Source organism: Streptomyces sp. NPDC005774, from assembly GCF_042871645.1.
GTDB lineage: Bacteria > Actinomycetota > Actinomycetes > Streptomycetales > Streptomycetaceae > Streptomyces > Streptomyces pratens.
In genome coordinates this window covers 81,862-94,111 of record NZ_JBIAIV010000022.1, presented here as the reverse complement: position 1 = coordinate 94,111, position 12,250 = coordinate 81,862, and the positions used below count along the sequence as shown (strand labels likewise).

The 12,250-nt window shown below is 70.6% G+C and carries 8 protein-coding genes, 2 pseudogenes and 1 riboswitch; all 10 genes and pseudogenes read left to right on the top strand.

Annotated features, from left to right (window positions below; translation table 11 throughout):
- Positions 1–72: 72 nt before the first annotated feature.
- Positions 73–777, top strand: coding sequence for a TetR family transcriptional regulator (locus ACFYQA_RS20910; RefSeq protein WP_388919747.1), 705 nt, complete (start codon positions 73–75; stop codon positions 775–777).
- Between the two features lie 889 nt (positions 778–1,666).
- Entirely contained in the window at positions 1,667–3,418 is a 1,752-nt protein-coding gene (ltrA, locus tag ACFYQA_RS20905; protein WP_388919744.1) for a group II intron reverse transcriptase/maturase, read from the top strand.
- Between the two features lie 101 nt (positions 3,419–3,519).
- Positions 3,520–4,720 (top strand): annotated as a pseudogene (locus ACFYQA_RS20900) (RNA-guided endonuclease InsQ/TnpB family protein).
- Between the two features lie 72 nt (positions 4,721–4,792).
- Positions 4,793–5,269 (top strand): annotated as a pseudogene (locus ACFYQA_RS20895) (hypothetical protein); the annotation flags it as partial.
- Positions 5,242–5,314: riboswitch (cobalamin riboswitch) on the top strand. It overlaps the preceding pseudogene by 28 nt.
- Before the next feature lie 130 nt (positions 5,315–5,444).
- A complete protein-coding gene (locus ACFYQA_RS20890) occupies positions 5,445–6,692 on the top strand; it encodes a prenyltransferase/squalene oxidase repeat-containing protein (RefSeq protein ID WP_388919741.1) in 1,248 nt (415 codons plus the stop codon).
- Entirely contained in the window at positions 6,689–7,447 is a 759-nt protein-coding gene (locus ACFYQA_RS20885; protein WP_388919738.1) for an SCO2322 family protein, read from the top strand. Before ACFYQA_RS20890 ends, ACFYQA_RS20885 begins: the two co-directional genes overlap by 4 nt.
- Entirely contained in the window at positions 7,440–8,579 is a 1,140-nt protein-coding gene (locus tag ACFYQA_RS20880; RefSeq protein WP_388919735.1) for a CbiQ family ECF transporter T component, read from the top strand. Before ACFYQA_RS20885 ends, ACFYQA_RS20880 begins: the two co-directional genes overlap by 8 nt.
- Complete coding sequence (locus ACFYQA_RS20875; RefSeq protein ID WP_388919732.1) at positions 8,576–10,339, top strand: ABC transporter ATP-binding protein; 1,764 nt, start codon at positions 8,576–8,578, stop codon at positions 10,337–10,339. Before ACFYQA_RS20880 ends, ACFYQA_RS20875 begins: the two co-directional genes overlap by 4 nt.
- Positions 10,340–10,440: 101 nt before the next feature.
- Positions 10,441–11,229: an ECF transporter S component gene (locus ACFYQA_RS20870; protein WP_063793824.1), complete on the top strand. Its 789-nt coding sequence runs from the start codon at positions 10,441–10,443 to the stop codon at positions 11,227–11,229.
- A 361-nt stretch (positions 11,230–11,590) separates the two neighbouring features.
- Positions 11,591–12,007 carry a transglycosylase SLT domain-containing protein gene (locus tag ACFYQA_RS20865; protein WP_388919729.1) on the top strand — a complete coding sequence of 139 codons (417 nt, stop codon included), beginning with the start codon at positions 11,591–11,593 and terminating at the stop codon, positions 12,005–12,007.
- The last annotated feature ends 243 nt before the right edge of the window (positions 12,008–12,250 follow it).

The window sequence follows — 12,250 nt, the reverse complement described above, 5'->3', positions numbered from 1 at the left end:
TTCACGCCACGGCGGGATGCGTGCCATGCTGTCCGATCACCAACCCTCACCGACGGTCACGGAATGGGGCCCATGCCCGCGGAAGCCCACAGGGACAAGGCGGCCGAGGCGGCGAAGCCGAATGAGCCGGCCGAGGCGGACAAGGCGGCGAAGCCGGGAGCCGGCACCGCTCGCACCTCCCCTGCCTCACCCCTGACCGAGCGACAGGAGGCGCGCAGGCGGAGCATCCTGCGCGCGAGCGCCCGGCTGGCCGGCCGGGGCGGCTTCGACGCGGTGCAGATGCGCGAGGTCGCGGAGTCCTCGCAGGTGGCACTGGGCACGCTGTACCGGTACTTCCCGTCCAAGATCCACCTGCTGGTGGCCACGATGCAGGACCAGCTGGAGCACATGCACGGCACCCTGCGGAAGAAGCCGCCGACCGGCGCGACGGCAGCCGAGCGGGTCGCGGAGACCCTGATGCGGGCCTTCCGCGCGCTCCAGCGCGAGCCGCAACTGGCCGACGCGATGGTGCGCGCCCTGACGTTCGCGGACCGCAGCGTGAGCCCGGAGGTCGACCAGGTCACCCGCCAGACGACGATGATCATCCTGGACTCCATGGGCCTCGAGGACCCCACGCCGGACCAGCTCTCGGCGGTCCGCGTCATCGAGCACACCTGGCACTCGGCACTCATCACCTGGCTGTCGGGGCGCGCCTCCATCGCCCAGGTCAAGATCGACATAGAGACGGCGTGCCGCCTGATCGACCTGGCGGCACCAGAGGAACCCGAAACGTACTAGCGAACCGTTCGCCGCCCTTCCGCGAGCCGAACCCCAACACTCGCACTCGAAGTTCGCGCACACCGCCCGCACGATCTCCCCATGCACTACAGATGAGCACCCGTGAGCACCTTGTGCCGGAACCTGGTCAGAAAGACCAAGTGAACGTGCATCACGAAACACATGCTGACCAGCTCGAATGTTCCGTATCTTGGCCATAACCCAAGTACGTAGAGTGATCCGCATGCAGCTTCGGTACGGCTTCCGCGTGCGACACGAGGTCGCACCATTCAAGTGGGCAGCCCGGTCTCAACTGGGCTTTCCCAGACCAGTGTTCTGAGGTCTGGCCCCACGCTCACATGCGTCGCTGGCAACGGCGGGGTGTGAAGCTGAGCGCTCAAGGCCCAAGGGTGCCAAGGCATCTGGCACCACAGGCCGAGGGGCAGTTCGGAAGGGTGAACGAAAGTGAACCCCTGTCAAAGCCTCGTCAAAGTAGCCCGCCCGATGCTGAGCAAGAGCGGCGGTCACGGCCCGGATGCTGGGAGGCATCGAGCGGAGCCGAGGGTTCGGACCTGAGGCTCGCGAACACCGCTGGCCGCGGGGCAATAGGGGGCACCCTCCCCGAACGCATCTTGGTGGTGCGGAACGTGGAAACCCGGTTGAGGTCCAGAGCGATCTGGTAGGCCGACCGCAAGGGAAGCGGAACTCCTCAGCCGGACAGGATGGTCCAAAAAGCGAACGCCGGTCCCCGAAAGGGAAAGGGAAAGCGGGCGAATGCGCCTGTATAACCTGCCGGATACGGGGCTTCCCCGACCCGAAAGGGAGCAGACGTGGACCAGGTAAGCCTTTGAAGTGAACTGAGACGAAGCCCGAACCGACGGACAAGTTAGACACCGGGAGGACGGTGGACATGTCTGATCTGCCACTCACCCCGGCGAACGGACCAGAGGACGCTTCCACGCTCTGGCATCAGATCGACTGGAGCCAGCGCGAGGGAGAGGTACGGCGACTGAGACAGCGGATCTTCAAGGCCGCGCAAGAAGAGGACTGGCCCAAGGTCAGGAATCTTCAGAAGCTCATGCTGCGGAGCCACTCCAACACGCTCACCAGCGTGAGACGAGTGACCCAGCTGAGCACTGGCCGCAAGACTGCCGGGGTCGACAGGAAGAAGGCTGTCACACCCGGGGCCCGATGGAACTTGGCGACAGAAGTCCATCAGGCCGAAAAACCATGGCACGCCATGCCAGTCAAGCGGGTGTACATCCCGAAGAGCAACGGGAAACAACGACCGCTGGGGATTCCCACCATCCGAGACCGGGCCATGCAGGCTCGCGTCAAGAATGCGTTGGAACCCGAGTGGGAGGCTCGTTTCGAACCCCGGTCGTACGGTTTTCGACCGGGGAGGGGTTGCCACGACGCCATCGAGGCCATTTTCGGGGCAGCGGCACGCAAGAACGCCAAACGCCTCTGGGTCCTGGATGCGGACCTATCGGCAGCATTCGACCGCATCGACCACCCACGTCTGATGGACGCCGTCGGGGGATTCCCCGGCCGCAGCCTCATTCGGGCATGGTTGAAAGCCGGCGTGGTCGAACAAGGGCGGTTCACGCCGACCGAGGAGGGAACTCCACAAGGCGGAGTGATCAGCCCGCTGCTGATGAACGTGGCACTCCACGGGATGGAAGAGGCGGCAGGGTGCCGGTACTGGGGAACCGAGGCGAAGTCTTACGAGCCGAAGTCAGCCCCCGGGACGCCGATCCTGATCCGGTACGCAGACGATTTCGTGGTCATGTGCCACAGCAAGTCGGAGGCGGAACAGGTCAAGGAGAAACTGTCGGAGTGGCTGGAGCCGAGAGGACTACGGTTCAACGAAGAAAAGACCCGGATCACCCACGTGGAGAACGGGTTTGACTTCCTCGGCTTCAACATCCGTCGCTACGACGGAAAGCTACTTATCAAACCGAGCGCCGATGCCGTCAAGAGAATCCGGCAGACCCTGCGCACCGAAGTGAAGGGGCTTTACGGCTCCAACACGGCAGGTGTATTGAGGGTGCTGACCCCCATCATCCGAGGGTGGTCAGCGTACTACCGGAAGGCGGTTTCTTCGCGAGTATTCGCCAGCCTCGACCACTACGTGTGGAAGCTGCTGTGGGAATGGTCCCGAAGGAGCCATCCGAGGAAGTCGAGAGTCTGGGTGGCCAACAGACACTTCGGCAGGTTCAACGAGTCCAGAAATGACAAATGGGTCTTCGGGGATCGCAACAGCGGTGCCTATCTTCCCCAGTTCAAATGGACAAAAATCGTCCGTCACGTACAAGTGAAGGGTGCGGCGTCTCCTGACGACCCATCCCTGAACGAGTACTGGCAGGGACGTCGCCGAAAGAAGACGCCACCGCCCATGGACAAAGTAAGCCTGTCCCTGGCGTACAAGCAGAAAGGGCTGTGTCCGCTCTGCAATCAGGCGCTTATCGCCGGAGCCGAGTACGAGCCGGACAGTCCACGCGAGTGGATCAACTGGTTCGCGGCGTCGAAGAAGATGCTGAACAAGCATCACTTCGTTTACCGGAGAGAAGGCGGCTCCGACGAGAGAACCAACCTCCGTCTCGTGCACTCCGCCTGCCATCGACAGCTACACGCTCAAGATGGCAAGCGGGCCAACTGAAATGCGCTGGCCCATGGGGCGAGCTTGAGCCGTGTGCATTGAAAGGTGCACGCACGGTTCTGAGGGGGCCGGGATGCAGCAATGCATCCCGGCTACCCGACCTGTACCCGCAGCCAGGTCAGCGCATCGCGCTGGCAAGGGCCTTCGGGTGCGCCCGCGTGGTCTTCAACGACGCGGTGCGTGCCCGCGAGGAGGCCCGCAGGCAGAACCTGCCGTTCCCCAGGGCCGCCGAATTGTCCCGACAGCTGATCACCCAGGCCAAGCGCACGCCCGGCCGCGCCTGGCTGGGCGAGGTCTCCGCGGTGGTGCTGCAGCAGTCTCTGCGGGACGCCGAGGCCGCCTACCGCAACTTCTTCGCCTCCCGCACAGGCGAGCGCAAGGGTCCGAGGCTGGGCGCGCCGCGCTTGAAGTCGCGCAAGGACCGCAGGCAGTCGATTCGGTTCACCGCCAACGCCCGCTGGTCCATCACACCGGCCGGCCGGCTAAGCCTGCCGAAGATCGGCGAGGTGCGGGTGACATGGTCCCGCCCTCTACCCGTCGTCCCATCCTCGGTCACCGTGATCAAGGATGCGGCGGGCCGGTACTTCGCATCCTTCGTCATCGACACCGACTCGCTCGCCGACGCGGCCCGCATGCCCGACACCGGCCAGAGCATCGGTATCGATCTGGGGCTGACCCACTTCGCCGTCCTGTCCGACGGCACGAAGATCGACTCCCCGCGGTTCCTGCGCCGCGCAGAGAAGAAACTCAAAAAGGCCCAGCGGGTACTGTCCCGCAAGCAGAAGGGATCGAAGAACCGGAAGAAGGCCCGCCGGAAGGTCGCCCGCGCGCACGCGCACGTGGCGAACGCGCGCCGCGAGTTCCACCACCAGCTCTCCACCAAGCTGATCCGCGAGAACCAAGCGGTCGCGGTGGAAGACCTGGCGGTCAAGGCACTCGCGCGCACCCGGCTAGCCAAAAGCATCCATGACGCGGGCTGGTCCCAGTTCGTGAACATGCTCGCCTACAAAGCCCAGCGGTACGGGCGCATCTTCGTCAAGATCGGACGGTTCCAACCCACCAGCCAGGTGTGCTCCATCTGCGGGCACCCGAGCGGACCCAAACCACTGCACGTGCGGGAATGGACCTGCACGGCCTGCGGCACGCTCCACAACCGGGACCACAACGCCGCCATCAACGTCAAACAGGCCGCCGGACTGGCGGTGACAGCCTGCCGAGCGCCGGTAAGACCAGAACCCGTTTCTGGCACAGCGTGAAGAAACAGGAAGCCAAGGCATCCCACATGGAAACTGTGCCGCATAGCGGCACAACAACCCGCGGGAAGACCGGAATCCTCGGACATCAGCCCGAGGAGCAAGTCAAAACGACTACAACACCGACGGCTGCAGCGCGACGAGTAATGCTGTCCAAGTCATAGTCCGGGGCTTCAAGTCCCGGAGCGTGCCCGTCGACGGTGCAGGCTTCCAGCCCCTGCTCAACAGCGCCTCCCCCGCACGAGGCCGAGCCGGTTCATGCCCGGCCCGGCCCCCTCGGCACTACTCGTCAGGCGGGAACGCCGACTTCCCGCTGCCCAGCAGGGTGACGACGGCGGCTTTGGCGGGGCATATCTCGGACGCCGCCAGGATGCGCTCGGGCCGAGTCCCACTTGCACCGCCTGGTCGAGCTGGGCCGCGCGGAGGCGGTGACGGGCAGCGAGCCGGTGGTACGTGGCCGTGTGAGCGGTGGCGTACGCCGCCGGTGACCTCGGCCACCCCCTTCAGGCCGCCCCTGGCCGCTTTCCTACGGGCGGGTACAGTGGCGACGTCGTCATCACACCCGTACGGGGGGAAGCCGGTGCAATTCCGGCGCTGACCCGCAACCGTGAGCCGTCCGCCAGGACGGCGAGCCGGAATGCCCCGGACGGAACGTGACCGGCTCACGCGTCCGGCGGTTTGCCGGTGCGCGGCACCGTCGAGGCATACGGAGCCGAGCCGCCGGGGTGTCCCGTGCTGCCCGGCTCCCCCACAGGGAGAGGCCCCCGCCGATCATGAACGTCCGCAGCAGCGCAGCGGTCCTGGCCGCCATAGCCGTGATCGGCGCCGCCGCACCGGCCGCCGCCGACTCGTCCCCGTCCCCCTCGCCGTCCCAGCAGGCCCTCCCCTCCGCCCTGTACGGCGCGAGCGACCCCCAGTACGACGGTGTGTGGCGCCAGTCGCTGGCCCTGCTCGCCCAGCACACGGTGGGTGCCGAGCCGCCGAAGGCGGCCGTCGACTGGCTGGCCGGCCAGCAGTGCGCCGACGGCTCCTTCGCCCCGTTCCGCGCCGACACCGGCACCGCGTGCGACGCCAAGACCATGGTCGACACCAACCAGACCGCCGCCGCCGTGCAGGCCCTTGCCGCGCTCGGCGGGCACGACGCCGTCACCGGCAAGGCCCTCGACTGGCTGAAGTCCGTCCAGAACAAGGACGGCGGCTGGGGCTACATGGCGGGTGGGGACAGTGACGCCAACTCCACGTCCGTCGTCGTCGGCGCCCTCGCCGCCGCGGGCGAGAAGCCGGCCGAGGTCGTCAAGGACGGCAAGTCCCCCTACGACGCCCTGCTGAAGCTGGCCCTGCCGTGCGACACCAAGGGCGACGGGGCGGGCGCCTTCGCCTTCCAGCCGGACAAGAAGGGCGAACTGGTCGCCAACGCCGACGCCACCGCGGCCGGCGTGGCCGGCTCCCTCGGCGCGGGCCTGGTGGTCGAGCCGGGCAAGGGCAAGGCGGCGGACGCCGCGTGCGAGAAGGCCGGGACGCCCGAGCAGGCCGCCGCCAACGGTGCCGCCCACCTCACGGACGCGCTCGCCGCCGACGCTCATCTCGTCTCCGCGCTCCCCGGCGCCGAGGACCAGCCCGACTACGGCAACACCGCCGACGCGGTGGTCGCGCTCGCGGCGCAGGGCGCCACCGAGCCGGCCGCGAAGTCCGTGGCCTGGCTGGAGAAGAACGCCGCCGACTGGGCCGCCCAGAGCGGTCCCGCCGCCTATGCCCAGCTGATCTTCGCCGCTCACGCGACGGGCACCGACCCGCGCGCCTTCGGCGGCACCGACCTGGTGAAGCAGCTGACCGCCACCGGGCCCGCCGCGCCGGCGGCCGACGCCTCCGGCGAGAAGAACGAGCAGGGGCAGAAGGACGAGAAGGAGAAGGACGACTCGGGCTCCGGTGCGGTCGTCTGGTGGGCCCTCGGGGTCTGCCTGGTGGCCGGCGCCGGCGTCGGCATCCTGGTGAGCAGCCGGAAGAAGAGGCAGCAGCTGTGATCCACCGGCCCCGCCGAGCCGGCCCGGCCGGCCGGGCCGTCGTCCTGTTCCTGGCCGCGCTCCTGCCCCTCCTGGCGGGCGCGGGCCAGGCGCAGGCCGCCGGCTACCGGTACTGGTCCTTCTGGGACCTCGACGGCGACACCTGGACGTACGCCACCCAGGGCCCGTCCGTCGCCCGCCCCGCCGACGGCGACGTCCAGGGCTTCCGCTTCGCCGTCAGCGAGGAGTCCGACGACTCGGCGCAGCCTCGCGGCGCCGCCGACTTCGACGGCATCTGCGGGCAGACCCCGGCGAAGGACGGCAGCAAGCGGGTCGCCCTCGTCATCGACTTCGGTACGACCCAGGACGCCCCGTCCGGCGAGACCCCGCCGGCGCACCGCACCGCCGCCTGCGCCCGGGTCGCCCCGGACGCCAGCAGCGCCGAGGCACTGGCCTCCGTCGCCGAACCCCTGCGCTACGACAACAGCGCCCTGCTGTGCGCCATCGCCGGGTACCCGCAGCGCGGGTGCGGGGAGCAGGTGTCGGGGACGGACACGGAGTCCGGCACGGGCGCCTCGGCGCCCGGGAAGGAGACGGAGGGCGGCTCCAAGGACAGCAGTTCCTCGGCGTCCGAGAAGGCCGGGAAGTCCGGGGAGTCCGGGGAGTCCGGGGAGTCCGGGGAGTCCGGTGGTCCGTCCCTCGGTCTCTTCGCCGGGATCGCCGTGGTGGCGCTGCTCGGGGCGGCGGCCTTCCGGCAGGTACGCCGTCGTGGCTGAACCCGGCGGCGACCGGCCACGGGAACGCACCGCCCCCGCCCCCCGTCGCCGGCAGGGCACCCCCCTGCACCCCGGCGCCTGGTGGCTGTGGGCGCTGGCCCTCGGCGTCGCCGCCACCCGCACCACCAACCCCCTGCTGCTCGCCCTCCTGGTCGTGGTCTCCGCGTACGTCGTGGCCGTCCGCCGGCCGAACGCCCCCTGGGCCCGCTCGTACGGCGCGTTCGTCAAGCTGGCGCTGGCCGTGATCGTCGTCCGGCTGCTCTTCGCGATCGTCCTCGGCTCCCCCATCCCCGGTACGCACGTCCTTCTCGACCTGCCCGAAGTCCCGCTCCCCGACTGGGCGCAGGGCATCCGCCTGGGCGGCCGGGTCACGGCCGAGGCGCTCACGTTCGCCCTGTACGACGGCATGAAGCTGGCCACGCTGCTCATCTGCGTCGGTGCCGCGAACGCCCTCGCCAACCCGTCCCGCCTGCTGAAATCCCTGCCCGGCGCGCTGTACGAGATGGGCGTGGCCGTGGTCGTGGCGCTGACCTTCGCGCCGAGTCTGATCACGGACGTCCAGCGGCTGCGCGCCGCCCGTCGGCTGCGGGGCCGTCCCGACCGCGGGGTCCGGGGTCTGCTCCAGGTCGGACTCCCGGTGCTGGAGGGCGCGTTGGAGCGTTCGGTCGCGCTCGCCGCCGCGATGGACGCCCGCGGGTACGGCCGTACGGCACAGGTCCCGGCCGGGGTCCGGCGTACCACCGCCGCCCTCACCCTCGGCGGGCTGCTCGGCATCTGCGCGGGCACCTACGGGCTACTCACCGCCGAAGGGGCCGTATACGGCGTCCCCGTGCTCCTCGCCGGTCTGGCCGCCGCACTCGCGGGACTGCGGCTGGGCGGACGGCGTTCCCTGCGCACCCGTTACCGGCCCGACCGCTGGGACGCCCGCGCCTGGCTGGTCGCCGGCTGCGGCGCGGCGGTCGCGGCGCTGCTGGCCCTCGCCGCCGCACGTGACCCGGCGGCCCTGCACCCCGGTGTGGTGCCGCTGGTCGCGCCCACACTGCCCCTGTGGCCGGCGGCGGCCGTACTCATCGGCCTGCTCCCCGCCTTCGTCACCCCCGCCCCCGAGGACACCGGCAAGGAGCCGTCGTGATCCGCTTCGAGAACGTCTCCGTGACGTACGACGGCTCCCCCGAACCCTCCGTGCGGGGCGTCGACTTCGAGGTCCCGGAGGGCGAACTCGTCCTGCTCGCCGGGCCGTCCGGCGTCGGCAAGTCCACGGTGCTGGGCGCGGTCAGCGGCCTCGTCCCGCACTTCACGGGCGGCACCCTGCGCGGCAGGGTCACGGTGGCCGGCCGCGACACCCGTACCCACAAGCCACGCGAACTGGCCGACGTGGTGGGGACGGTGGGCCAGGACCCGCTGTCGCACTTCGTGACGGACCTCGTCGAGGACGAACTCGCCTACGGCATGGAGTCGTTGGGGCTGCCCCCGGACGTGATGCGCCGTCGCGTCGAGGAGACGCTGGACCTGCTGGGCCTGGCCGACCTGAGGGAGCGCCCCATCTCCACGCTCTCCGGCGGCCAGCAGCAGCGCGTCGCGATCGGCTCGGTCCTCACCCCGCACCCCCGGGTGCTGGTCCTCGACGAGCCGACGTCCGCGCTGGACCCCGCGGCGGCCGAGGAGGTCCTCGCGGTGCTCCAGCGTCTCGTCCACGATCTCGGCACCACCGTCCTCATGGCCGAGCACCGCCTGGAACGCGTCATCCAGTACGCCGACCGGGTGGCGCTGCTGCCGGGACCGGGCGAGCCCCCGCTGCTCGGGACCCCCGCGGAGGTGATGGCGGTCTCCCCGGTGTTCCCGCCGGTGGTGGCCCTGGGCCGGCTCGCCGGCTGGTCCCCGCTCCCGCTGACCGTACGCGACGCCCGCCGCCGCGCGGCCCCCCTGCGCGAGCGCCTCGCGGAGGCGGAGGCGGAGGCGGAGGCGAGGACAAAGGCCACATCCGTCACGGCGAAGGAAGCGACAACGACCGCACCGGGCCCCGCCCGGACGGCCCCGGCCGCCCCCACCGCCACTCGCAGGACCCCCCTCTCCCTGTTCACCCGCAAGCGGCCGGCCACGGCCACGGCCTCTCCCTCCCCCACCCCCGCCCCCGCGCCCGCCCCCGTGGCCGAGGTCCGCGCCCTGGCCGTCCGTCGCGGCGGCGTCCGCGCGCTGCGCCACATCGATCTGACGGTCGCCTCCGGCGAGACGATCGCGCTCATGGGCCGCAACGGCGCCGGCAAGTCCACGCTGCTCGGCGCACTGGTCGGGCTCGTGGAACCGTCCGCCGGTTCGGTCCGCACCGGTGGCGCCGTGCCGCACCGCACCCGCCCCCGCGACCTGGTCCGCCGGGTGGGACTCGTCCCGCAGGAGCCGCGGGACCTGCTGTACGCGGACACGGTCGCCGCGGAGTGCGTCGCCGCCGACCGGGACGCGGAGGCGGAGCCGGGCACCTGCCGCGCCCTGCTGTCGGAGCTGCTGCCCGGCATCGCGGACGACATCCACCCGCGTGACCTGTCCGAGGGCCAGCGCCTGACCCTCGCCCTGGCGGTCGTCCTCACCGCCCGCCCGCCGCTGCTCCTCCTCGACGAGCCGACCCGCGGCCTGGACTACGCGGCGAAGGCCCGTCTGGTGACCCTCCTGCGCGGGCTGGCCGCCGAGGGGCACGCGATCCTCCTGGCCACGCACGACGTGGAGCTGGCGGCGGAACTCGCCCACCGGGTCGTCCTCCTCGCCGAGGGCGAGGTCATCGCCGACGGCCCGGCGGCCGACGTGGTCGTCGCGTCGCCGTCCTTCGCCCCGCAGGTGGCCAAGATCCTGGCCCCGCAGCACTGGCTCACGGTCTCCCAGGTCCAGGAGGCCCTGTCTTGACTTCCTCTCCCGCCCCCACCCCGGCCACGGACAAGGCCTCCACAGCCACCGGCACCACCGGTCAGGCCACCGGCACCCAGCGCCAGGCGCGGGCCGTCCGTCTGGGCCCGCGTTCGCTGGTGGCGCTGGCCCTGGTGAGCGCGGTGGGCGTGGCCGCGTTCGGCTGGCCCTTCCTGGCCCCGCCCGCCTCCACCCTCAACGCCCACGCGCAGGACGCGCCGTGGCTGTTCGCGGGGCTCCTCGTGCTGTTGGTCGGGGTGGTGGCGGCGACGATCTCGGAGTCGGGCCTGGGCCCGAAGGCGGTCGCGATGCTGGGCGTGCTGGCGGCGGCGGGGGCGGCGCTGCGCCCCATCGGCGCGGGGACGGCCGGTCTGGAACCCATGTTCTTCCTGATGGTCCTCAGCGGGCGGGTCCTCGGGCCGGGTTTCGGCTTCGTGCTCGGCTCGGTGACGATGTTCGCGTCCGCGCTGCTCACGGGCGGGGTGGGCCCATGGCTCCCGTTCCAGATGCTGTCGATGGGCTGGTTCACGATGGGCGCGGGCCTGCTCCCGGGCCAGGACAGGCTGCGGGGCCGGGCGGAGCTGTGCCTGCTCGCCGCCTACGGCTTCCTGGCGGCCTTCGCCTACGGCACGATGATGAACATGGCGGGCTGGCCCTTCATGGCCGCCCTGGCCTCGAACATCTCCTTCGACCCGGACGCGTCGGTCCCCGCCAACCTGGCCCGATTCCTGGCCTACTGCCTGGCCACGTCCCTCGGCTGGGACCTGGGCCGGGCCCTGCTGACCGTCGTCCTGGCCCTGACCCTGGGCCCCCCGGTGCTCCGCGCCCTGCGCCGCGCCACCCGCAGGGCGGCTTTCGAGACGCCGGTCACGTTCACCGGCCACCCCTGAGTGTTCCCGCGCACGCCGAGGGTGACGGAACTGACGGCCCGTCGTGAGGCGCCCCACATGACCCGGCTCACATACGAAGCGGGGTCGTAGCCCGGGAGACCTCTCCGCCTCCACGCCTGCCCGCCCCTACCTGCGCGGATGACCGTCAGTTACAGACCGACACTCCCCTAAATGCGACCACGGCTAGTAAAAGGGACCTTTGCGGACAAACCCCGAAAGCTGCTTCTGTGGAGCAGTCGCCAGGCGCCGACGTGCCCCACCCGGGCCGCGGCGCCGACGTATGCCCCACCCCCACGCACCACCAGGTGTTCCGGGGCCGGAGCTACGACGACCGCCCTGCAGTCGAAGAAAAGGTTTCTACATGTCCGCCGTTTCCATCCTCCGCACCGTCGCCACCCCGAAGAAGGCCCTCGCCGGTGCCGCCGTCGCCGCCGCGGCCTGCGGCTCGCTGATCGCCGCCGCCCCCGCACAGGCCGCCACCACGGCCACGGGCTCGGCCCAGGTGACCGCGCAGTCGATGATCGGCGACTCCGCGCAGTACCAGTGCTTCTCGAACATCGTCCAGCACGAGAGCGGCTGGAACCACACCGCCACCAACGCCTCCAGCGGCGCCTACGGCCTGGTCCAGGCCCTGCCCGCCTCGAAGATGGCCTCGGCCGGCTCGGACTGGAAGACCAACCCCGCCACCCAGATCTCGTGGGGCATCGACTACATGAACGAGCGCTACGGCAGCCCGTGCGCCGCCTGGGACTTCTGGCAGGCCAACAACTGGTACTGACCGACCCGGAGCCGGTCCCAGCACCACCCGCAGCAGTACCCCGCATACCGAAAGCGGCGGCCCTTGATCCCCTGGGCCGCCGCTTTCGCCGTGCCCGGCGGGCCCTCGCGGACCACTGCGGCGGCAGGGGGACCACGCAGGGAACTACTTCCGGGCCGGCTCCTCCTGTGCGGGTTTCTCCTGTGCGGGGAAAGGACCCGGCGGCTTCGTCTCCGTGGCCTCCGGCCCCGGACCGGTGCTGGT